A 23,652-nucleotide genomic window follows, 5' to 3' on the forward strand; every position below is an offset into this window, starting at 1 on the left:
CGGCGGCGCTGTTGCTGTTCGCCTGCGCCGAGGAGCCGGCGCCCCGGCCCGTGGTGGGGGTGGTTGTCGATACCGTGCGCCTGGAACCCTACCAGCCCAGGTCGGTGTATGTCGGCCGCCTGGTGGCCAAGGACGATGTCACCATCCGCGCCATGGTCAGTGGTTACCTGCTGGCGCGGGAGTTCACCGAGGGTGAACAGGTTGCGGCCGGGGACGTGCTCTACCGCATCGACCCCTCGGAATACGCCGCGGCGCTGGCCAAGGCCAGGGCCGAGCTGGCGGCGGCGACCGCCAACCAGGCCAACGCCGAGCGCAACTACAAGCGGGGCCAGGAACTGCTGCCCAAGGGTGCGATCTCCCAGGTGGAGATGGACAATCTCACCGCCCAGAAACTGGATGCGGACGCCAGTATCGAGGCGGCCCGGGCCCAGGTGACCAGCGCCGAGGTCAACCTGGGTTTCACCACCATCAAGGCGCCCATCGCCGGTCGCATCGGCCGCAGCCAGGTCAGCGCCGGTGACCTGGTGGGGCCCACCAGCGGCGATCTCACCAGCCTGGTCAGCGTCGATCCCATCGAGGCCCTGTTCCAGGTGTCCGAGGCCACCTACATCGCCCAGATCAGCCAGCGCGTCACCGCCAATCCCAGCGTCGCCGACCTCAGGGGGGTGGAAGTCATGCTGGAGCTGGCCAACGGCGTGGTCTACCCGGAGGTCGGCCAGATCGATTATTTCGGCAACCGGATCGACGCCAGTACCGGCACCATGGAGGCCCGTGCACGGATCCCCAATCCCTACGGCCTGCTGGTGCCCGGTCAGTATGTCCGGGTGACCTTGCAGGATACCCAGCTGCTGGAAGGGCTGTTCCTGCCCCTGGCGGCCGTGCAGGCGGACCAGCAGGGCACGTTTGTGCTGGTGGTGGGCGCCGACAGCACCGTCGCTCGCCACAATGTGGAACTGGGTGAGCGCTTTGACGACCTGGTGCTGGTGAAGGAGGGCGTGGACGACGGCGACCGGGTCATTGTACGCGGACTGCAGCAGGTGCGCGCGGGCATGCCGGTAGAGGTCACCGCGACGGTGTCAGGCGGCGGGGCGTAGCGGCATGTTCAGTGCCTTCTTTGTCGCGCGCCCCAAGTTCGCCCTGGTCATTGCCATTGTCCTGACCCTGCTCGGCTCCCTCGCCATGGCCCTGCTGCCGGTGAACGAATACCCGCCTATCGCCCCGCCCAATATCGTGGTGTCGGGCTCCTACCCGGGCGCGGCGGCAGAGGTGGTGGAAGCGGCGGTAGGCACGCCGATCGAGGATGCGGTGAACGGAGTGGAGGACATGATCTACATGTCCTCCAAGAGCGCCAACGACGGCAGCTACTCCCTGACGGTCACCTTCGAGATTGGCACCGATGCGGATATGGCGCTGGTGCGGGTGCAGAACCGGGTCAAGCTGGCGGAGCCCTCCCTGCCGGCGGAAGTCACTGCCCGGGGCCTGACCATCGTCGAGCGCGCGCCGGACATGCTGAAGATCGTCAGCTTTACCTCTCCCGACGATTCGCTGGATTACAAGTTCCTGTCCAACTACGTCAAGATCAATGTGCTGGCGTCGCTGAGCCGGGTTCCCGGGATATCCGGCGCCACCGTGATCGGCGAAGCGGATTACGCCATGCGTTTGTGGCTGGACCCGGACAAGATGGCCAACCGCGGGCTGTCGGTCTCCGACATCTACGCCGCGCTCAGTGAGCAGAATGTCCAGGTCGCCGCCGGCAAGATCGGCGGTGCACCCTTTGACCGGCGCATGGAGACGGAATTCACCCTGCGGGTCAAGGGGCGGCTGCAGGAGGTCGAGGAATTCGAGAACATCGTGCTGCGGGCGCGACCCGATGGCTCGGCGATCTACCTCAGGGATGTGGCGCGGATCGAGCTGGGCCAGTCCGGCTACGCGTTCTTCGGTGAGATCAACGGCCGCCCGGCGGTGAACGTGGCCCTGTACCAGGCCTCGGACGCCAACGCGCTGCAGGTCGGGGCTGCCGTCAATGCGCTGCTGACGGAGGTGGCTGAGGGCTTCCCGCAGGGCATGACCTACCAGATCAACTATGACACCACCCGCTACGTCTCCACGGCGGTGTCCCAGGTGCTGCTGTCGCTGGCCATGGCGGTGGCGCTGGTGATCCTGATTACCTACATTTTCCTCGGCAGCCTGCGCGCCACCCTGATACCGGCGGTCACCATCCCGGTATCGCTGGTGTCGTCGCTGGCGGTGCTGTTGCTGCTGGACATGTCGATCAACACCATGACCCTGTTCGCGCTGATCCTGGCGATCGGCATCGTGGTGGATGACGCGATCCTGGTGATCGAAAACTGCGACCGTCATCTGCGCGCTGATCCGGCGCTGGCGCCGCGCCAGGCGGCCCTGGTCACCATGCGGGAGGTGAGCGGGGCCATTATTGCGACCACCCTGGTGCTGCTGGCGGTGTTTGTCCCGGTGGCGACGCTGCCGGGCATTACCGGCGAAATGTACCGCCAGTTCGGCGTCACCATCTGCATCGCGGTGGTGTTCTCCTCCCTCAATGCGCTCACCCTCAGCCCCGCCCTCTGCGCGCTGCTGTTGCGTCAGGGCGGGCAACGCGATGCCGCCTGGTACCGCGCCTTCCTGGCCTTTTTCGCCCGCGTCACCGGCGGCTACAGCCGCGGCGTTGGCTGGGTGCTGCGCAAGCTCGCGGTGGTCGGGCTTATCTTCCTGCTGTGGATGGGGGCCCTGGCGCTGGGGGTGCTCAGCATTCCCACGGCGCTGGTGCCGGACGAGGACAAGGGTGCGCTGCTGGTGAACGTGCAGTTGCCGGACGCCGCCTCCCTGCTGCGCACCCGGGACGTCGTGCGCAAGGTGGCCGATATCATTGTCGAGGACCCGGCGGTGCAGAGCGTAACCGAGGTTAGCGGCTTCTCGATCCTGACCGGGGCCATGGCCAGCAATGCCGGCACTCTGTTCGTGGTGCTGAAGCACTGGGATGAACGCGAGCAGGAGGCACAGCTGGTATTCAGCGTCGCCCAACGGATCAATGCGCGGGCCTTCGCGCAGGTGCCTGAGGCCCAGGTGTATGCCATCGCGCCGCCGGCGGTACCCGGCATGGGTGCCGTGGGTGGGCTGGAGCTGATGCTGCAGGATACCCTGGCCCGCAGCCCGGCGGAGCTGGCTGCAGTGCTCAACAATTTTATCGTCGACAGCAACGAACAGGCGGCCCTCACCGGCGTGTTCAGCAGCTTCCGGGCCAATGTGCCGCAGTATTTCATCGACGTGGACCGGGTCAAGGCGAAGAATCTCGGCGTACCGCTGGATGAGGTCTTCATGACCCTGCAGGCCCAGCTGGGCTCAATGTACATCAACGATTTCAACAAGTTCGGCCAGACCTACCAGGTCACCATGCAGGCCGATGCCCCCTTCCGAGCCGATCTCGAGGGGCTGGAACACTTCTATGTCAAAGCCTCGAGCGGGGAGATGGTGCCGCTCAGTACCCTGGTCAGCAGCCGCCTGATGCTGGGCCCCGACGTGGTCCAGCGCTACAACCTCTACCGCGCGGCAACGGTGCGCGGCAATGCCGCCCCGGGCTACAGCAGCGGCAATGCCATGGCGGCGCTTGAGACCGCGGCGACCCGCCTGCCAGCCGGTTACCGGATCGACTGGACCGGCTCCGCCTATCAGGAGCGACAGGCGGGCAACACCGCTGTCCTCGGCTTCGGGCTGGCGCTGGTCTTTGTGTACCTGTTCCTGGTGGCGCAGTATGAAAGCTGGTCGATTCCGGTGGCTATCATCCTGGTAGTGCCGATGGCGATCGGTGGCGCCATCCTGGCGCTGCTGCTGACCGGGCAGGCCCTCAATCTCTACGCCCAGATCGGCCTGGTGCTGCTGATTGCCATGGCGGCGAAGAACGCCATCCTGATTGTGGAGTTTGCCCGGCAACTGCGCGAGCAGGGAGGGCAGGGCATCCTGGAGGCGGCCGCCGACGCCGGCCGGCTGCGCTTTCGCGCGGTGTGCATGACCGCGGTGTCCTTCATTCTGGGTATCCTGCCGCTGGTGTTCGCCTCCGGCGCCGGTGCCTTCGGCCAGCGCTCGCTGGGCATCACGGTGTTCGGCGGCATGCTGGCGGCGCTGCTGGTGGGCACCTTCTTTATCCCCGGCTTCTACGCCATCATCCAGACTGTGCGCGAGCGTATCAAGCGGCGGCTGGGACTGGCGCCGCCCGAACATTCCGCCTGAGTTTCAGGCAAACAGCGATTTCAGGCTGCTCAGGGTCTCCGTGGCGCGCTGCTCGTTGGCCTCGGCGGTGTCGGCGTCGCCGCCCTGCCACTGCAGGTCGTCCGGCGGCAGTTCAGCGAGGAAGCGGCTGGGCTCGCAGCTGATGATCTCGCCGTACTGGCGCCGCTTCAGGGCCATGGTCATGGTCAGGGTTTCCCGGGCGCGGGTAATGCCGACGTAGGCCAGGCGCCGCTCCTCGGCGATGTTGTCTTCCTCGATACTGGCCCGGTGCGGCAGCAGGTTCTCCTCCATGCCGATGATGAACACGTGGGGGAACTCCAGGCCCTTGGAGGCGTGCAGGGTCATCAACTGGACGCTGTCGGGGCCGGCTTTTTCCTCTTCCTGCTGCTCCAGCAGGTCGCGCAGCAGCAGGCGGCTTACCGCCTCGTCCAGGCCGATCTCCTCGTCCCGCATCACCCGTTCCAGGCTGTCGACCAGGAAGGTGACATTGCCCATGCGGCGCTCGGCCACGTCCTCGCTGGAGCTCAGCTGCAGCAGCCAGTCGGCGTAGTCGATGTCGCGGATCAGCTGGCGGATAGCGCCGATGCCGTTGCCGCCCTCGGCCTGGCGGCGCAGGCCGGACAGCCAGTGGTGGAACTCCCGCAGGCGCTTGAGGCCGGCCTCGGGCAGGGCCCCGGCATCGATATGCTGCAGGGCCTGGCTCAGGCTGCAATGGCGGGCGGTGGCATGGGTGCCCAGCGCCTCCAGGGTAGACGGGCCCAGTTTGCGCCGCGGCACATTGGCGATGCGCAGGAAGGCGTTGTCGTCGTTCTCGTTCACCAGCAGGCGCAGGTAGGCCATGATGTCCTTGACCTCGTTGCGGGCGAAGAACGAGGTACCGCCGCTCAGGTGGTAGGGCAGCTGCTGTTGCTGCAGGGCCAGTTCCAGCAGCCGCGACTGGTGGTTGCCCCGGTACAGAATGGCGTAGTCGCCAAAGCGGGTGCGCTTGCGCAGCTTGTGGTCGAGTATCTCCGCCACCACCTGGTCGACCTCGTGCTGTTCGTCGGCACAGCGCAGTACCCGCAGCGGGTCGCCGGCGCCCAGTTCGCTCCACAGCTGTTTCTCGAACACGTGCGCGTTGTTGGCGATCAGGGTATTGGCGGCCTTGAGAATGCGTGCGGTGGAGCGGTAATTCTGCTCCAGCTTGACCACCTTGAGGCCGGGGAAGTCATCCTGCAGCAGGGCCAGGTTCTCCGGTCGCGCGCCGCGCCAGGCGTAGATGGACTGGTCGTCGTCACCCACCACGGTGAGGCCGCCGCCCAGGCCGATCAGCTGGCGCACCAGCAGGTACTGGCTGGCGTTGGTGTCCTGGTACTCGTCCACCAGGAGATAGTGCAGGCGCTCCTGCCACTTTGTCAGGATATCCGGCTGGTGCTGGAAGAGGATGGTGGGGAGCAGGATCAGGTCGTCGAAATCCAGGGCATTGTAGGCCCGCAGGGCCTTGCGATAGCGCTGGTAGGCCTGGGCGAACAGCATGTCGGCGGGGCTTTTGGCGTGGGCCAGCGCCTCTTCCGGCAATACCCGGTCGTTCTTCCAGTTGGAAATGCGCTGCTGGATCAGCTGCGCCTGGTCACCCTCGGCCCCGTGTTCCTGGATCAGCAGGTCGCGGATCAGGTTGCGGGTGTCCTCGCCATCGAAGATGGAGAAACCGGCCTTCATCTCCAGCGCCTTGCGCTCCTCGCGGATGATCTTCAGCCCCAGCTGGTGGAAGGTGCTGACCGTGAGGCCCTCGGCGGTCTGCGCGCCCAGCAGTTTGCCGACCCGCTCTTTCATCTCCCGCGCCGCCTTGTTGGTAAACGTGACCGCGGCGATGCGGCGGGACTGGATGCCACACTGCTCCACCAGGTAGGCGATCTTGCGGGTGATGACGCTGGTCTTGCCGCTGCCGGCGCCGGCGAGAACCAGCAGGGGGCCGTCGATGTAGCGCACTGCTTCGCGCTGGCGGGGGTTGAGTTGGGTCACAGGGTGCTTGCTGCCGATTGTGCGTGGCCGGGAAGTCTAGCAGTTTGGAGACCCGCGCGTCCCGCGGCAACAGGACTTCCGTCATAATGAGCGGCTATGCTGCGCAGGCCCATCACCACTGCAACAGGAGTGTCCATGACCGACCACGCCATCCCGGGTCCCGCCGATCCCGCGTTTGTCGCCAACGAAGAACCGGCTCGCACGCCGGTACCGCAGCCCGACTTTCAGGCGGTGGTTGGCGCTCGCTATCCGCGCAGGGCTATTCTGCGCGGCGGCCTGGGTCTGGCAATCGGGAGCCTGTTTGGGGGGCTGCCGGCCCCTGCGCTGACGCGCGAGCAGGGTGCGGATGGAGCGTCAAGGTTGCTGGGCTTCGAGGCGGTTCCCGTCAGCCGCGCCGACACTGCGGTGGTCCCGCCCGGGTACCGGGTTCAGGTCCTGCTCCCCTGGGGCGAACCCATCACTGGCACGTACCCGGCATTCTCGCCCGACAACAGCGGGGCCGAACAGGCCATGCAGATGGGCGCCCACCACGACGGCATGCATTTTTTTCCCCTCGCGGGCAGCTCCAGCGAGGGTTTGCTGGTGGTCAACCACGAGTACGCTGAGCCGCGCCTGATGCACCAGGCGGCTGCGGGGCTGGAACTGGGCAGTTTTGACGTGCCGCTGCGAGGGGATGGCAGCCGTGATCCGGACCAGGTGCTGAAGGAAATGCACGCTCACGGGGTGAGCATCGTACGCATCCGCCGCGCGGAGGACGGCCAGTGGCGGCCGCTGCGGGATCCGCTGAACCGGCGCATTTCGGCGCTGACGCCGATGCTGTTCAGCGGCCCGCTGCGCGGCGACCCGCGCCTGCAGACCGCCTACAGCCCGGATGGAACTCGCGGGCGCGGCACCCTGAACAACTGCGCCCATGGGGTCACGCCCTGGGGCACCTACCTCACCTGCGAGGAGAACTGGCGCTATTACTTCGCTCGCGAACAGGGCGCGATGCCGGCCTCCCTGTCCCGTTACGGGGTCGGGCCGCTCAACGCCTGGCGCTGGCATCTGGCGGCGGCCAATGCGGGCGAGGAGGCGGCGCAGTACGCGCGTTTTGACGCCACGCCGCGCGCCGACAGCCCGCAGCGGGACTTTCGCCATGAACCCCATGCCTTTGGCTGGGTGGTGGAAATCGACCCCTTCGATCCCGCGAGTACACCGGTCAAACGCACCCATCTGGGCCGTTTCGCCCACGAGGGTGTGGTGTTCGCGCCGGTGCGGGAGGGCGAGCCGGTGGTGCTCTATTCCGGCGATGATTCAATGTTCGAATACATTTACAAGTTCGTGTCCGCCAGGCCCTACCATGCGGCGACTGCCAGCGGTTCGCTGCTGGACGAGGGCACGCTCTATGCCGCGCGCTTCGACAGTGACGGCAGCGGGGAGTGGTTGAAGCTGGCCCCCGGTGCCAATGGGCTCGGCCCGGAGAACGGCTTTGTCAGCCTGGCGGATGTCCTGCTCAATACCCGCGGGGCTGCCGATGTCGCCGGCGCCACGCCGATGGACCGCCCGGAATGGGGCGCGGTCGATCCCGCCACCGGGCAGCTGTACTTCACCCTGACCAAGAATACCCGGCGCAGCGTCGGGCAGGCGGGTGGCGCCAATCCGCGGGCGGAGAATGCCATGGGCCAGATCGTGCGCTGGCGCGAGGCCGGCAATGACCACGCAGCAATGACCTTTGCCTGGGAACTGTTCCTGCTGGCAGGTGACGCCGAGTCCGGGCGCGATCTCCGGGGCAAGCCCCTGGATGCCGCCAACCTCCTCGCCAACCCTGATGGGCTTTGGTTCGACGCCGACCGCCGCCTGTGGATACAGACCGATATCTCGGACGAGGTGCAGAACCGGGGCGCTTACCGGCCCATGGGCAACAACGCCATGCTGGCCGCCGACCCGGACAGCGGTGAGCTGCGGCGCTTTTTTACCGGCCCCCCGGGCGCTGAGATCACCGGCGTCGTCACCACGCCCGACCAGACCACCATGTTCGTCAACGTGCAGCACCCCGGCGCCAGCACCACAGCGGAGGAATTTGCCGCCGGCAGCTTGGCCAGCCACTGGCCCGGGGGCGGAGAGTCGGTGCCGCGCTCGGCGACGGTGGTGATTACCCGGGAGGATGGGGGCAGGATAGGGGCCTGATCAGCACCTCCCGGCAACGTCTGCGCGTGGTCACAAGTCAGACTCCAAGCTCGTCGCGCAACCGGTCCAGCTGTCGCTCCGCATCCCCGCGGTCATCGCGGGCGCGGTCCCGCTGGCGATCAAGATTGCGAATCTCGATGGCCAGTTGCTGCCTTTGCTGGTCGCTGAGTTTCTTGTTGTAGAGTAAATCCTGTTCCCGGGCACTGAACTGGGCATCGATGCTCTCGATCTGATCGCGGACATCACCCAGCGCCCTGGCGCTGTGGTATAGCCGGTCATAATTCGGGTCATTGCATACCCGCGAATAGCTGTAGCCATTCAGTCCGCGCTCGACCGCCAGGGGCAGCTGGCAGAATTCTTCCAGTCCTGCTTCCCGCCCCTGTTGCCAGAGCGCAATGTCCGGCCGAACCTCTACCCCGGCGCAAGCCTCCCGGTAGCTGTCGATGCGACCCGAGGGATGCCCGGCTCGACCATCGGCAACGCCGCGCTCATACCAGTCGGTCGACAGGCATTCCTGCTCCGACATCGCGGCGCAACCTCCCAGCAGGACCAGCAGGACCCCGACCAATGCCGCTTTCACCACTTCCCCTACCCCCGCCACGTCTATCTCTTGTTTCTGCCGCGCAAGCATAGGCACTGATCTGAAAGTCGTCCAGCGGCTCCGGTGCCGGAGTGGACGCTGGAGCAGCCTTCCCTGGAGCTGGCCCAGAACGCGTCCATGGCCGTTATCGTTTGCACCGGCTGTTCCCAGTGTGGCATACCCTGGGTCGGGCTGATCCTCGCTTCCCGCGAGTTCGGCAGGCGGTGTACGCGAGCCCGGCCCCGTGGGTGATATCAGCGCCAGGAGGCGGCGCAGAGCTGCCAGAATACGTTACTTGGGCTCATGCCCTTGTATTGTGGTGCAGATGAATTCAGGATTTATAACGCGCATATGCATCAGATTTTCTAATGCGTGCTAGAGAAATGCTCGTTTGCCGGGATTTCCACAGGGGAAGTACTCTCCACGCCTAAGTACTGCTTTGTACTCATAACGATAAATAGTGGAGAAGTAGCATGAGACAAGATCGACCGATTGCCTCCCCGTTTCCCGGGCGCTCACCGCGCAAGCCGATTGCCATGCAGGTCAGGAATGCCACTCTGCTGGCAGCGCTGGCGGCAAGTTCCATGGTCCACGCCCAGGACAGTTTCAGGCTGGAAGAGGTCGTAGTGACGGCACAGAAGCGGGCGGAGAGCCTGCAGGATGTCCCTATCAGCATTTCGGCGCTCAACCAGAGCGACCTCGACGACCTGAATATCACCAATTTCCAGGATTATGTCGCGCAACTGCCGTCGATTTCCTACAACCAGCGCCGACCGGGCCAGGCTTCGCTGTTCATGCGGGGCATTTCCGAGGGCGGTAACTCCAACCAGTCCCTGCAGGGTCCCTCGGTGGCCATTTACCTGAACGAGCAGCCGGTTACCGCGATTGGGTTCAATCTGGATGTCCATATTTACGACGTGGAGCGTATCGAGGTCCTGATGGGGCCCCAGGGTACGCTGTACGGGGCCGCCTCCCAGGCCGGGAACCTCAGGATCATTACCAACAAGCCCGATCCCAGCGCCTTCGAGGCCGGATTTGATGTCTCTGCAGAAACCATCTCCGGCGGCGGCGATGGCTGGATGACGGAGGGTTTTGTCAATATTCCGCTGGGCGACAGCGCGGCACTGCGCCTCACCGGCTGGTGGGACGATGACGGCGGCTACATTGATGCCGCTCCCTCCACGATCAGCTTTCCCCTCAGTGGCATCACGCGCGGCAATGAAGGTTTCGTCAAGGACGACTTCAACGAGTCGGAGAAGCAGGGCATGCGCGCTGCGCTCAGTGTCGACCTGTCGGATAGCTGGACGACCACTGCCAGCGTCATGTACCAGAGCCTTGAAGCCGATGGGGTGTGGGATCACGACCCGGAGGGCCTCGGCGAATTCAAGGTCGGGCGCTTCTTCGAGGACCGGCAGGAAGACGAGTGGACCCAGTTCTCGCTGACGGTACAGGGAGATCTCGGTTTTGCCGACCTGACCTATGCGGGTTCCTACCTGGATCGCCAGTTTGATACCTACAGTGATTACTCACACTACTCCATCGACGGGTTCGTAGAGCCCTTTTACACCTGCTATGTATCCTACTTCGGTCCATGCGTCGATCCGAGTATCCAGTACTCGAACCAAACAGATATGAAGTACCAGACCCACGAGCTCAGGCTCATGTCCCAGGGCGAGCGTGTGGACTGGGTTCTCGGCACCTTCTATTCAAAACAGAAAACGGCCTTCGACAGCCGCTGGTCCGTTCCCCCCATCAACCCGGGCGCTGCGGTTGAAGACGACCTCTACTTCCAGACCGACCAGCGGCGCGAGGACAGCGAGATTTCCTTGTTCGGGGAGTTCGGCTACCGGTTTACCGACAATCTCAAAGGCACCATCGGCTACCGCTGGTTCGATGGCGAAACCACCCTGCAGGGCTTCGTGGGTACCGTGTTCTGGCCCAACTGCTGTTTCGCGTTCTCGGATACGCGCCCGCCGGACAATGTGGACAGCAAGTTTTCCGGTGATGACGGCACACTCAAGCTGAATCTTGCCTACAACTTCAGCGACGACGTGATGATGTATGCCACGTTTGCCGAAGGCTATCGGCCAGGTGGCACCAACCGTGCCCCCGGGGTGGGCCAGACCTACGAGCCGGACTTCCTGACAAGCTATGAGCTGGGCGTGAAGAGCACCCTGCTGGATGGCCGCTGGCGCCTGAACGGTGCGCTCTACTTCATGGAGTGGGACGACATCCAGATCGGCTTCTTTAATCCCGATATATCATTGCTCGGGCTGGTGGACAACGTCGGCCAGGCGGAGAGCCGGGGGCTTGAGCTTGACAGCACCTTCCTGGTGACAGAGAAGCTCGAGCTCGTGTTGTCCTATGCCTACAACAAGGCCGAGTTGACGGAAGACTATTTCCGCGCACCGGGAGAGCCGGCTTCGGCAATCGATGGTCAGGACCTTCCTTTTACGCCGGACAGCAAGTACACCATAACCGCACGCTATGGCTTTGAGCTGATGGGCCTGCAATCCTCCGCGCAGCTCAACTATGGCTACACAGACGCCATGTGGAACGACATCTTCCTTGCCAACCGGGAGAAAATGGACAGCTACGGTCTGCTCAATGCCAGCCTCCGGGTTGAAGGGGACGGCTGGCACGCCAGCCTGTTTGCGGAAAACCTGACGGACAAGGTCGCCGAGCTGTACATCAATTCAGTCGACATTCAGCGCCTGGTCACGGTCAACAAGCCCCGCACGATTGGCATCAGCTTTGGCATGAGCTTCGATTAAACGCCCTGTGTCCCGCAGGCTGGCCGGCGCCGTGAGGATCTCCCTGCGGTGCCTTTTTTACTCGTCACGCGTATGCTGAGCTTTGGTGCAGCCGGGACAGGGAGGCTTCGACCATGAATTCAAGGCAAATGGGTGTGCCGCTCGAAGGCCATGGCTCCATGCTGTCGGGGTCCGGCAAGTTCGCGCCGGAACTGGTTGCAGCAGCCGGCCACGTGAGCGCGGGAGAGCTGGCGCTGGCAGAGCCCATTCTGCGCCAATATGTCCACGACCATCCAGCCGACGTAAACGGTATCCGCATGCTCGGCGAGCTGGGCATGTCCCTTGGTGCGCTGGTCGACGCCCAGAACCTGCTGGCGCGCTGTGTCGAGCTGGCGCCCGATTACAGCGCAGCCCGCTTCGCGTTGGCCAATGTGTATTACAAGCGGCATCGCTACGATGAGGCCCTGGCGGAGCTGGACATCCTGCTGAAGGGCGATCCCGGCAATGCGGCATGGTTGACACTCAAGGCGGCGACCCTGGTCGATGTCAGTGAGCATGCCAGCGCGATTCCCCTGCTCGCGGATGTCATCGCACAGCATCCCGCCCACAGGCAGGCTTACCTGAGCTACGGCCATGCCCTGCGGGCGGTGGGCGCCGTGGACGAGGCCATCGTCGCCTACGAAAAATGTATTGAGCTGGGCAGCGGCGAGGGAGAGGCCTACTGGAGTCTTGCCAACCTCAAAACCTATCGCTTTACCGACGCGCAGATTGCTGCCATGGAAGCCCTGCTGCAGGACAAGTCCTGTGCGTTTCGGGACTACTACCATCTGCTGTTTGCGCTGGGGAAGGCCCGCGAGGACCGGGGCGAGTACCGTCACGCCATGGCCGCCTACGCCAAGGGTAACCAGGTCAGGGGTCGCAGCGTGCCCTGGGACAGTCGGGAGTTCAGTCGCAACGTGGCCGAGCTCAAGGCATTCTTCACGCCGGAGTTCTTTGCCTCGGTTGCTGGCCAGGGTTGCGGGTCCCCGGACCCGATATTCATTGTTGGCCTGCCGCGGGCAGGCTCGACCCTGCTGGAGCAGATCCTGGCAAGTCATTCGCAGGTCGAGGGCACTGCGGAGCTGGCCGACATTATTGCGCTGGCTCGGCGATTGTCGGGCAAGCAGCGGCGGGATGACGTTTCCTGCTACCCCGGGGTGCTGGCGGAAGTCGGCGCCGGGGCGCTGGCGGAGATGGGCCGGGACTACCTGGCCAGTACCGCTAAACAGCGACAAACCGACAAACCCCGTTTCATCGACAAGATGCCCAACAACTTCAGCCACATCGGGCTTATTCACGGGATACTGCCCAACGCCAGGATCATAGACGCCCGGCGTCACCCCATGGACTGCTGCTTCAGCGGCTACAAGCAGCTGTTCGCGTCGGGCCAGGGTTTCACCTATGGCCTGTCCAGGATCGGCAACTATTACCGTGATTACGTCGACATCATGGATCACTGGGACCGGGTGCTTCCCGGCCGTGTATTGCGCGTACAGTACGAGGATATGGTGGAGGATACGGAGGCCCAGGTGCGGCGCATGCTGGACTATTGCGACCTTCCCTTCGAAGAGCAATGCCTGGCCTTTCACGAGAACGAACGCACGGTCAGGACTGCAAGCTCAGAGCAGGTCAGGCAGCCAATTTATCGCAGTGGCATGGATCAGTGGCAGCACTTTGAGGACTGGCTGGAGCCGCTCAAGCGAGCGCTGGGCTCGGTGCTGGACCGCTACCCGCCGAATCAGTGATCGGGGGAGCCGCGGCCCGCAAATTTTAACGCCTGGTCTGCCTGGGCCTCGTTCAGCAGCCAGCGCCGGAAGGTTTCCAGCTTGATCGCATGGCGTTTGTCGCTGCGGCAGGCAAGGAACCACCGGTTTGGGTTGGGGATGCGCAACGACGGGAACACCTCGACCAGCGTCCCGCTGGCGAACTCGCGCTCGACGTAGGGCTGCTGTCCCAGCGCGATGCCCATGCCCTGGACAGCACTGCTAAGGGCAACATCGTAGCTCTCAAACTGCAGCCCGGAGTCGGGTTGCACGCCTCTCACATCGTTGGTTTCCAGCCAGACATGCCAGTCGCCAGCCGATGGATAGACCTGCAGCAGCGGATGTCTGGCAAGCTCAGTGGGATCATTCAGCGGCCCGTTCCGCTGCAGGTAAAGTGGGCTGCACACCGGAAACAATTCACAGTCGAACAGGTAGTCGTAATGCAGGTTCGGGTTGATTGGCTGGCCGATCATGATCGCGGCGTCAATGTCGTCCTGATCGAAATTGACGTCATCCTGGGAGGTGTGAAGCCGCACCTGGATATCGGGATGCGCTTCCTGAAAGCGCGCCAGCCGTGGCAGCAGCCAGCGAATGGTGAACGTCGAGTAAACGTGCAGCGTGAATACGGCGATCGATGTTTCCTCGAGAATGATCTGGGTGCCCTCGGCGATACTCTCGAACGCGGCGCGCAGGATGGGGTAGTAGAGTCGGCCCTTGCGGGTCAGTTCTACCGCGCGAACTTTGCGTGTAAAGAGGCTGGTGCCCAGCACATCCTCAAGCGTTTTGACCTGGTGGCTGACGGCTGACTGGGAGACATTGAGTTCGTTGGCGGCTTCCTTGAAGCTCAGGTGCCTGGCGGCCGCCTCGAAGGCTCTGAGGGCATTCAGTGGCGGCAAGCGACGACGTTGTTGTATTCCTGTCACCGGCGGTCTCCAATTTAGAAAAACACAACTGTAGCTCTAGGCTATCGGCATTATTTCAACATATTCATGCTCCAAGGATGAGCGAATCTAATCTGTGTGTCTATATTTTTCATTTGCGTGCGGGGCCCGCCGCTGCGAGCATGAGAGCCTGAACACGGGCCGCTGGTACCTCCCGGCGAGCCCGACAATAACAGTTTACGAGAGCGAAATGATGGCCCAGAACCGCGTAGCGTTGATAACCGCCGGCGCATCCGGCATTGGCAGAGCCATCGCCGAATGCCTGCTCGCGGATGGCGTCAGTGTGCACGTCAGCGATGTAGACCCGCTGGCGATTGACCGATGCCTGGCGGCGAACCCGGGGATGACTGCAACACTGGGTGATATGTCGCGTGTCGACGACGTGGACGCTCTGTTCCGCGATTTGCACAGTGCCTACGGGCGGCTGGATATCCTGGTCAACAATGTTGGTATTGCGGGACCGACTGCGCCGGTCGAGGAGGTGGAGCCGGAAGCCTGGGACCGCACTATCGCAGTCAATCTCAACAGCATATTCTACGTTACCCGTCTGGCCGCCCCCATGCTCAGGGAGAGTCGCGGTTGCATGATCAATATGTCCTCAAACGCCGCGCTGTTCGGCTTTCCCTTGCGCTCGCCCTATACCGCAGCGAAATGGGCGCTGGTGGGATTGACCAAGACCTGGGCCATGGAGCTGGGCCCTCACGGGGTACGCGTGAACGCCCTGTGTCCCGGCTCCGTCAGCGGCCCGAGAATTGACCGGGTTATCGAAAAGGAGGCGGAGGAGCGTGGTTTCGAGCCCGATGCCATCCGCGATGTCTACCGCCGGCAGAGTTCCATGCGGGCTTTTGTCAACGCGGAAGACATTGCGGAAACGGTGAAATTTCTCTGTTCCAGCGCCGGCAAACATATCTCCGGTCAGGCGCTGGCCATCGACGGGCACACTGAAGGCCTGTCCAACTGGTTACTCTGAACACTCACTCAACGGGAAACGACAATGCAAGCTGCCTGGTTTGAATCATTCGGCGCTGCCGCCGACACGCTGGTCCTTGGTGAACTGCCCCGTCCGGAACCCGCTCCGGGTGAGGTACTGGTCAAGCTGTATACCTCAGCTGTGAATCCGTCGGATGTGAAGAAGCGTGCGGGCGCTTTCCCCAAGCTGCTGGACGACGGCCTGGTCATTCCCCACAGCGATGGTGCCGGCGTGATCGCCGCCGTGGGCGAGGGTGTTGATCCGGCACGCATTGGTGAGCGGGTATTCGTCTACCAGGCGCAGTATGGTCGTCGTTTTGGCACCGCTGCGGAGTACGTCGCCCTCGAGGCCGTGCGCGCTCCGCGCCTGCCGGATGAGGCCAGTTTCGAGGTCGGTGCCTGTATCGGTATTCCGATCATGACCGCACATCGCTGCGTTTTTGCCGATGGCGATGTGGCCGGGCAAACTGTGCTGGTTACTGGCGGCGCAGGGCGGGTGGGCTACTACGCCATCCAGTGGGCAAAGCTGGCTGGCGCCAGAGTGATTGCAACGGCGAGTAACGACAGCGATGCTGCGCTCTGTCGTGAGATGGGCGCCGACGAGGTGGTCAATCACCGGGAGGCGGGCTGGGGATTGGCGGCAATTGCCTGCAACAACGGCAAGAACATTGATCGCTTGGTGGAGGTCGATTTCGGCGCCAACCTGAGTGAAGTACTGCAGTGCATTCGTATCGGCGGCACTATTGCCACCTACTCATCGTCTGTCGCCGAACCTCAATTGCCGTTTCGCGACATGATGTTTATGGATCTCACGGTGCGTATGGTCATTGTCTACGCCATGCCCGAAGAGGCGAAGACCCTGGCAGTGGAGGATACCTGCGCCGCCTTGCAGGCGGGCCGCCTGCAACACCGGATTGCCCACAGCGTTCCATTCGGGGATATGGTCCGCGCCCACGAATTGATCGAGCAGGGTGGCTTCGGCGGCTGTGTGGTGGTCAACGTCAATGCCTGAAATGCTGTCGTGGATGCCGCTGTGGCTGGTATTGCTGCTGGCCGTCTGCTCCCCGGTTAACGCTGCTGGTCCGTCCATTCAGTTGCAGGGCACCCGACTGGAGGGGCTCTACAGCGCGGACGGTGCGGTAGAGTCATTTCTCGGAGTGAAGTTCGCGGCCGCGCCCGTGGCTGATTTGCGCTGGCGCGCTCCGCAAGCCGTGCGCTACAGCGCCCCGGTTACCGAGGCCCGGGAGTTTGGCCCCGCCTGCTACCAAGGCGACCATATCACACGCTGGTATCGGGACCTGATAGAGTCTTTTGGGGGTGATCCCGCCAGTATCAGTCCGCCGCCGGTGAGCGAGGATTGCCTCTACCTGAATATCTGGCGTCCGCAGGAGCGTGGTACAGCGCCTCTCCCGGTCATTGTGTATGTCCACGGTGGCAGCAACCGCGGTGGCTGGTCCTACGAGCCGAACTATATTGGCGAGAATCTCGCGCGCCAGAACGTGCTTGTGGTCACCGTCGCCTACAGGTTGGGGGTCTTTGGCTTTTTCTCCCACCCTGACCTGGCCGAGTCCAATTTCGCCCTGCTGGACCTTATCGCCGCGCTCGAGTGGCTGCAGCAGCACATTGGTGCGGCCGGCGGCGACCCCGGGAATATCACCCTGGTTGGCGAGTCGGCCGGTGCCAGCAATGTCTCGCACCTGATGGTGTCGCCGCAGGCAAAAGGCCTGTTCCAGCGCGTTATCCACCAGAGTGCGGGCTGGGCGATCTCGGATCGCGTGTCCCGGAAGCAGCAGCTCGCGAGGGGGCTGGCGCTGCAGCGTGAGCTGACCGGCTCCGCGGGCAGTCTGGACGGTCTGCGCAACGTGCCAGCGGGACCCCTGCTGGCAGCCGCAGACCGGGTTTTCGAGGACACTTTTTTTGACCCGGTGGTTGACGGCGTTACCCTGACCGAACCGGTGGCTGCGAGTCTGGCGTTGGGCAATTTCCCACCCCTGGATCTGCTTATTGGCACCAATGCCGATGAGTGGCTCATGTACCTGGAAGAAGATGCCAACCTGGAAGCGTGGACCCGGGAGAACCTGCCGGGGCGGCTTGTAGAGCCGGTTCTCTCCTATGCGCGGCAGGAACCCGATTCACTGCGCGCGCTCGACCGGCTCATTACCGCAGACCGATTCGTCTGCCCCTCGCTGCATTTTGCGGAAGTGGTGGCCGCCGCCGGCGGCAGAAGCTGGGGCTACTATTTTTCCCGCCAGCGTGAAGGTGACAAGGCAGCGTCCATCGGGGCTTACCACGGTGCCGAGCTGCCCTATGTTTTCGCTACCCACGACGACTGGCTGCCGAACTCGGCAGACGATGAGGCGCTGACCCGCTCCATGATGACGTACTGGGTCAATTTTGCTCGCGACGGCAACCCCAATGGTGCAGGCCTCCCCCCATGGCCGGCGTACACGGCAAAGAATTCCCGCGTGATCCGCCTGGATCGTGAGATCACGGCTATCGACCACCCCAGTCGCGAGCTTTGCGACTTGCTGCCAGTCCCTTCCGGAGCGGCTCACGGCCATGAGTGATTCCCCGCAAGGTAGCGGATCCCTGGATCGTTGGACGTTTTCCGCCGCCGTGTTTGCCATTGTCGCGGTTTCGATACCGCTGGTTCTCGCCCACGACCGGGCTGGCGCACTGGTGCAGGCCGTGTACGACTCGATGACCAGCAACTTCGGCATCCTTTACCTGTGGTACGGGATTGCAGCCCTGGTGTTTCTGCTCTACCTGGGGTTTGGCCGGTTCAGGAATGTGCGTCTTGGCCCGGCTGAAAGCAGGCCCGAATTCAGTACACCCAGCTGGGTGGCCATGCTGTTCTGCGCCGGAATTGGCGCGGGACTGCTCTACTGGGCGGTTATTGAATGGGCCTATTACATTGAGGCACCGCCCTTTGGGCTGGAGCCCCGCTCGGCGGCGGCCACCGAGTGGGCTGCCAGTTACGGACTGTTCCACTGGGGTGTCACCGCCTGGGCGTTCTACTGTCTGCCGGCTCTCGCAATCGCCTACCCCTTCTACGTGCGCAAGGAGCCACACCTGCGGCTCAGCACCGGCTGCCTGGCCTACCTTCCCGGCGGTTGCAACTCCGCCCGCGGGCGTATGATTGATTTCCTCTACATGATCAATCTTATCGGCGGTACCGGCACCTCGCTGGGCCTGTCCACACCCATGATCGCGGCAAGTTTCTCCGAGCTCTCCGGCATCCCCCACGATTTCCTGCTGGAGGTCCTGGTGGTGGTGTTCTGTGTCGGGATTTTTGGCACCAGCGCCTGGCTTGGTCTGGAGAAGGGTTTCCGCAAGCTGGCCGATTTCAATATGTGGCTGGCACTGACGCTGCTGTTTTTCGTGCTGGCCGTAGGCCCCACCCTGTTTATCCTCAAGACCGGCACCAACAGCATCGGGCTGGTGCTGCAGAATTTTATCCGCATGAATACCTGGACCGACCCGATCACCAACTCCCGATTCGTTGAAGACTGGACCATCTTCTACTGGGCCTGGTGGACTGCCTATGGGCCGTTTGTCGGTATTTTCGTGACCCGGATTTCCTATGGCCGAACCATTCGGGAGGTCATCTTCGGGATGCTGGTTTACGGCAGCCTCGGCGCAGCGGTATTTTTCATGGTGTTCGGCAACTACGCGCTGCACCTTGAGCTCAATGACCTGCTGCAGGTCACCCGGATCATGGCGGAACAGAGCGAGTCAGCGGCCATCGCCCAGATCTTCCAGTCCTTGCCGCTTGGGCAGCTTGCGCTGGCGGCATTCCTGGTGGTCGCTGTGGTGTTTCTCGCCACTACCTACGACTCCGCATCCTTTACTCTGGCCTCAGTCTCGACCTATGCCATGCACGCGGGCGAGAATCCGGCCCGCTGGCTGCGTGTATTCTGGGCCTGCGCGCTGGGCGTACTGCCGCTGGTGCTGATGTTTATCGATGGCGGTCTGAAGGTCATCCTGTCGACCACCATCATCGTCTCCTTGCCGCTGCTGGCAGTCGGGTATTTCATGGCCACATCGCTGCTGAAAATGCTGCGTGAAGACCACCCGCTGTCCTGACCTAGGGCAGCCGTTCCAGCAGCAGCGCGCTGCCGGTACCCGCCGCACCCGCCGCGGAGACAATGCCCCACTGCAAATCGCGCCGCTCCAGCTCGTCCAGCAGGGTGCCGGCCATGATCGCGCCGGTGGCGCCCATGGGGTGTCCCAGTGCTATCACCCCGCCGTTCACGTTCAGCTTGTCAGCGGGGATGCCCAGTTCGCGCATGGCCACCACACTGATGGCGGCGAAGGCCTCGTGAATCTCGAACAGATCGATATCGGCTGCGGTCAGACCCTGGTCCGCCAGTAGCTTGCGGACGGCCTCGATGCAGCCGCTCAGGACCTGGAGCGGGTCGGCGTTGACGGTCGCCGCGGTGACGATGCGGGCCCGGGGTCGCACGCCGTTGCGCTCGCCCCAGGCCTCATCGCCGACCAGCACCAGGGCGGCAGCATCGGCCATGGCCGGGGAGTTGCCCGGCGTGTGGATGTGGTTCACCTGCTGCAGCTGCGGATAGCCCGCGAGCTGGAAAGCATCGATGCCGGCGGCGCCGGCCTTGGCGAACACCGCGGGCATCTCCGCCAGCTGGGCGGCGGTGGTATCTGGCCGGATGCACTCGTCGGCACTGACACGGCTGCCGTCCTCCAGCGTGATCGGCACGATGGAGCTGAACCAGCCCTGTTCCCGGGCGTGGGCAGCGCGTTGCTGGCTGGCCAGGGCCACCGCGTCGGCCTCCTCCCGGCTGACGCCATGGAGCGTGGCGATCAGGTCCGCGCCGTTACCCATCATCAGCATGCGGCACTGGGCGGCGAAGTGCGGATCGGTGAATACCCGGGCCTGATCCGACAGCATCGGTACCCGCGACATCATTTCCACCCCGCCGGCAACGGTGATCCCGGCCTGGCCCGCAGCGACCTTGAGTGCTGCCAGCGCCATGGCGTCAATGCCGGAGGAACAGTAGCGGTTGACGGTCAGGCCCGGCACCGAGCCGGGCCAGCCCGCGTACAGGGTCGAACTCTTGGCGATATTGCCCGCCTGCTCGCCCTGCTGGGTGACGCAGCCGAGGATAACGTCGTCCACTTCAGAGGGCGCCAGCCCGGTGCGCTCAACCAGCGCCGCGTAGAGTTGTTGCAACAGCGCCTGCGGGGTCAGGGAGTTGAGGCTGGCGCCTTCCTTCGCGCGTCCGCGCGGGCTGCGCAGGGCATCGTAGATGAATGCGGTTTTCATACGCCTACCCCGACAATCAGGCTGACACAGGTGGTGGCGCTGCCGCCGAGATTGAAGGTGGCCATGTTCTCGGCTTTGGGCAGCTGGTAGTCGCCCGCGCGGCCCGTCACCTGGCGGGCACAGTCCAGCGCCATGCGCACCCCGGTGGCACCTACAGGATGGCCGAGACCGATCAGGCCGCCGCTGGGGTTGATGGGGAAGTCGCCGTCCCGGGTGATACGACCCTCTGTTACCGCCTTCCAGCTTTCACCCGGCGCGGTGAGGCCGCTGTGGTCGATGGCCATGTATTCAGTGACTGAAAAGCAGTCGTGGGTTTCCAGGCCGTCCAGGTCTGTCACCTGCCGGAACCCGCCGCGGCGCAGGGCGTCTTCCATCATCGCCCGGATGTGCGGGAACAACAGCGGCTGGCCCGCGCTCAGCTGCAGTTTGCGCTCCAGCAGGATGGGTGCGGAACGGTGGCCCCAGCCCTTGATACGCGGGATGTCTGCCAGCGACAGACCCTGGCGGGTGGCGTGTTCGCGGGCGGCCTTTTCACTGGCCAGGATTACACAGGCACCGCCGTCGGTGATCTGCCCGCAATCCATTTTCCGCACCCGCCCCTCGATCACCGGATTGAGTTCATCGTCCTGGCTGAAACAGCCGGGCGGGAACTGCCACTCGCGGGTCTGGGCGTTGGGGTTGGACTTGGCGTTGCCGAAATTGATTTCGGCGATGCGCGCCAGATGGTCGCTGTCGATACCGTGGCGCTGCTGGTATTCACGGGTGATGCGGTCGAACATGTGCGGCCAGGGATAGTCGCAATCGGTGGCCTCGTGGCCCTGCCAGGCGGCGGCGCCCAGGTATTCGGCGCCGGTCCTGCCGTTGACGTTGCGCATGTATTCCAGGCCCAGCACGCAGGCGACGTCGTAGTGGCCGGCTTCGAGGTCGCGCATGGCGCTGAGCATGGCGATGGAACCGGAGGCGCAGGCCGCCTCGTGGCGCGAGGTCGGTATCGACGCCAGCTCCGGGTAGGCCTGGCCGAAGAAGCCGTTGATCAGCCCCTGGCCGGTGAACAGTTCTGCCACGAAGTTGCCGACGTGGCCCACCTCGATCTGCCCGGGCTCTATGCCGGCATCGGCGATGGCATCCGCCAGCACCTCGGTGAACATGTCGTAGATTTCAAGGCCCTCGCGGGCCCAGTTGCGGCTGAAGTCGGTCTGGGCCCCGCCCAGGATGTAGACGTGGCTCATGGTGTCTGTCCTCGTTGATTGACCTGTTGCTGCAGCTCGCCGCGCACCACCTTGCCCACCGGGTTGCGGGGCAGGGCGCTGAACACTTCCAGCCGCTCGGGCAGTTTGAATTTGGCGATGCCCTTGTCCAGCAGCCAGCTGCACAGGGTGTCTAGCCGCGGTGCCGCCTCTCCCTCCACCGGCACCACGCAGGCACAGATCTTTTCCTCCAGATCCGGGTCCGGGTAGGCGCACACGGCGGCTTCCGCCAACCCCGGGAAGCCCTCCAGCAGGATGTCCAGCTCGGCCGGGGAGATCTTCATGCCGCCGCGGTTGATGATGTCCTTGCAGCGGCCGACGATACGGTAGTAGTTGGGGGGCTCGCCGCAGATCTCCACCAGGTCGCCGGTACGAAACAGGCCATCGGCGGTGAACACCCCCTCGCCGTCGTGGTCCAGGTAGCCGTCGAACACGGCGGGGCCGCCAATGCAGAGTTCCCCCGGAGCCCCGGCGGCGGTGATCTCCGCACCGGTATCCGGGTCGATAACGCGGGTGGTGATGGACTCGTGGGAGTGGCCCTGCCAGGGCATGCCCGGCACCCCGAAGCGGGGAAACATCGTTGCCCGGTACTCGGGCGACGGTGCCACGTCCGGCGTGGAGAACAGGCTGATGCCCTCGTTGGAGCCGTAGAAATTAATGATGGGCTTGCCGTACTCGCCCTCAATCACTGCGATCATGGCGGGCGACAGGGGTACCGAGCCGGAGCCAAAGGCGCGGATGCTGCTGAAATCGCACTGCGCCCACAGGGCGGGCTGCTGCGCCAGCCGGTTCAGCAGGGCCGGCGGGGCGATGGTGAAGTGCACCTGTTCCTCCTGGATCTGGCGCAGGAACATTTGCGGATCCATGGGCTGGTGCAGCACCAGCTTGCAGCCGTTGATCACCGAGGGAAACAGGAACCCTCCCAATGCCGCCATATTGACCAGCGGGAAAGGCACCAGCAGGGTTTCATCGGGCTGGTAGTCCCCGGCGGCCATGGTATTGCGCGCCATCGCCCGCCACATGTTGTGGGAGCGGGGCACGCCCTTCGGGGTGCCGGTGGTGCCGGAGGTCCAGACGATGGTCAGGATGGCGTTGGCGTCATCCGGGTACTGCTCCCGGTGGGCCAGGTAGGCGGACAGCAGGCCCGGGTCGGTGACCGGGTCGCACTGCAGGTCGGTGCCCAGGGTCCATACCGGCACCGTCGACAATGCCTGGCGAGCCTGGTCCGCCAGCCCGGTATCGCGGAAACGGCCCAGGGTCAGCATCGCCGCCGGCTGCAGGGTGGCGGCGAAGCGGGCGATCTCGTGGCCGCCGTACTGTACTGGGATGGGGGAAATGACCACCCCCAGCTTGCTGGCGGCGTAGTAGCAGAGCACCAGCTCGCTGATGTTGGGCAGCTGAACCAGCAACCTGTCGCCGTGCTGCAGGCCCAGCCCCAGAAGCTGGGCCGCCAGGCCATCGCTGAGCAGGTCCAGATCCGCGAAGCTGAGACGTTGGGTCGGCAGGTCGGTGAGCTCGGACTTGTTGGGCTGGTCCACCAGCGCGGTGCTGTCGCCCCTGTCCGCCACGCGCGCTGCAAGGACACTGTGCAGTGTTTCCCGGCCCCAGTAGCCGGCGTCGGTGAGGGCCCGGATCCGGGCACTGGAACTGGTATGCATGGC

The 23,652-nt window shown here is 64.1% G+C and carries 15 protein-coding genes; 9 read left to right on the forward strand and 6 right to left on the reverse strand.

Annotated elements, in window-relative coordinates; translation table 11 throughout:
* Nucleotides 1–1,094 (forward strand): efflux RND transporter periplasmic adaptor subunit (locus RJQ10_RS16045; RefSeq protein WP_350148386.1); only part of this gene is annotated, 1,094 nt, incomplete at its 5' end.
* A 4-nt stretch (nt 1,095–1,098) separates the two neighbouring features.
* Nucleotides 1,099–4,242 carry an efflux RND transporter permease subunit gene (locus RJQ10_RS16050; protein WP_350148387.1) on the forward strand — a complete coding sequence of 1,048 codons (3,144 nt, stop codon included), beginning with the start codon at nt 1,099–1,101 and terminating at the stop codon, nt 4,240–4,242.
* Between the two features lie 3 nt (nt 4,243–4,245).
* Here RJQ10_RS16050 and rep read toward each other — a convergent pair whose 3' ends face one another.
* Complete coding sequence (rep, locus tag RJQ10_RS16055) at nt 4,246–6,243, reverse strand: DNA helicase Rep (protein ID WP_350148388.1); 1,998 nt, start codon at nt 6,241–6,243, stop codon at nt 4,246–4,248.
* A 135-nt stretch (nt 6,244–6,378) separates the two neighbouring features.
* On the opposite strand from rep, the gene RJQ10_RS16060 reads away from it, so the two are divergent.
* Nucleotides 6,379–8,409, forward strand: a complete 2,031-nt coding sequence (locus RJQ10_RS16060; protein ID WP_350148389.1) for a PhoX family protein — start codon at nt 6,379–6,381, stop codon at nt 8,407–8,409.
* A 37-nt stretch (nt 8,410–8,446) separates the two neighbouring features.
* Here RJQ10_RS16060 and RJQ10_RS16065 read toward each other — a convergent pair whose 3' ends face one another.
* On the reverse strand, nt 8,447–9,010 hold the full coding sequence (locus RJQ10_RS16065; RefSeq protein WP_350148390.1) for a DUF2799 domain-containing protein: 564 nt from the start codon (nt 9,008–9,010) through the stop codon (nt 8,447–8,449).
* A 452-nt stretch (nt 9,011–9,462) separates the two neighbouring features.
* Between RJQ10_RS16065 and RJQ10_RS16070 the strand changes: the two genes are divergently transcribed.
* On the forward strand, nt 9,463–11,763 hold the full coding sequence (locus RJQ10_RS16070; RefSeq protein ID WP_350148391.1) for a TonB-dependent receptor: 2,301 nt from the start codon (nt 9,463–9,465) through the stop codon (nt 11,761–11,763).
* A 113-nt stretch (nt 11,764–11,876) separates the two neighbouring features.
* Nucleotides 11,877–13,526: a tetratricopeptide repeat-containing sulfotransferase family protein gene (locus tag RJQ10_RS16075; RefSeq protein WP_350148392.1), complete on the forward strand. Its 1,650-nt coding sequence runs from the start codon at nt 11,877–11,879 to the stop codon at nt 13,524–13,526.
* On the opposite strand, the gene gcvA is transcribed toward RJQ10_RS16075, so the two are convergent.
* A complete protein-coding gene (gcvA, locus tag RJQ10_RS16080; protein ID WP_350148393.1) occupies nt 13,520–14,467 on the reverse strand; it encodes a transcriptional regulator GcvA in 948 nt (315 codons plus the stop codon). The two genes, RJQ10_RS16075 and gcvA, sit on opposite strands and share 7 nt — an antisense overlap.
* A gap of 208 nt (nt 14,468–14,675) precedes the next feature.
* Between gcvA and RJQ10_RS16085 the strand changes: the two genes are divergently transcribed.
* The 4 genes from RJQ10_RS16085 to RJQ10_RS16100 are packed head-to-tail and all read left to right on the forward strand — an operon-like array spanning nt 14,676 to nt 19,540.
* Nucleotides 14,676–15,455: an SDR family oxidoreductase gene (locus tag RJQ10_RS16085; protein WP_350148394.1), complete on the forward strand. Its 780-nt coding sequence runs from the start codon at nt 14,676–14,678 to the stop codon at nt 15,453–15,455.
* Between the two features lie 24 nt (nt 15,456–15,479).
* Complete coding sequence (locus tag RJQ10_RS16090; RefSeq protein ID WP_350148395.1) at nt 15,480–16,466, forward strand: NADPH:quinone reductase; 987 nt, start codon at nt 15,480–15,482, stop codon at nt 16,464–16,466.
* Complete coding sequence (locus RJQ10_RS16095) at nt 16,459–18,021, forward strand: carboxylesterase/lipase family protein (protein WP_350148396.1); 1,563 nt, start codon at nt 16,459–16,461, stop codon at nt 18,019–18,021. The genes RJQ10_RS16090 and RJQ10_RS16095 overlap by 8 nt, the downstream gene beginning before the upstream one ends.
* Nucleotides 18,014–19,540, forward strand: a complete 1,527-nt coding sequence (locus tag RJQ10_RS16100) for a BCCT family transporter (RefSeq protein WP_350148397.1) — start codon at nt 18,014–18,016, stop codon at nt 19,538–19,540. The genes RJQ10_RS16095 and RJQ10_RS16100 overlap by 8 nt, the downstream gene beginning before the upstream one ends.
* 1 nt (nt 19,541) lies before the next feature.
* On the opposite strand, the gene RJQ10_RS16105 is transcribed toward RJQ10_RS16100, so the two are convergent.
* From RJQ10_RS16105 to RJQ10_RS16115, 3 genes are read right to left on the reverse strand one after another with little or no spacing between them, the layout of a single operon-like run.
* The gene (locus tag RJQ10_RS16105) at nt 19,542–20,744 is read right to left on the reverse strand and encodes an acetyl-CoA C-acyltransferase (RefSeq protein WP_350148398.1); all 1,203 of its coding nucleotides are present in this window, start codon (nt 20,742–20,744) and stop codon (nt 19,542–19,544) included.
* A complete protein-coding gene (locus RJQ10_RS16110; protein ID WP_350148399.1) occupies nt 20,741–21,973 on the reverse strand; it encodes an acetyl-CoA acetyltransferase in 1,233 nt (410 codons plus the stop codon). Before RJQ10_RS16110 ends, RJQ10_RS16105 begins: the two co-directional genes overlap by 4 nt.
* A complete protein-coding gene (locus RJQ10_RS16115; RefSeq protein WP_350148400.1) occupies nt 21,970–23,649 on the reverse strand; it encodes a class I adenylate-forming enzyme family protein in 1,680 nt (559 codons plus the stop codon). The genes RJQ10_RS16110 and RJQ10_RS16115 overlap by 4 nt, the downstream gene beginning before the upstream one ends.
* Nucleotides 23,650–23,652: the final 3 nt, after the last annotated feature.

The organism is Haliea sp. (genome assembly GCF_040222615.1).
Lineage (GTDB): Bacteria > Pseudomonadota > Gammaproteobacteria > Pseudomonadales > Halieaceae > Haliea.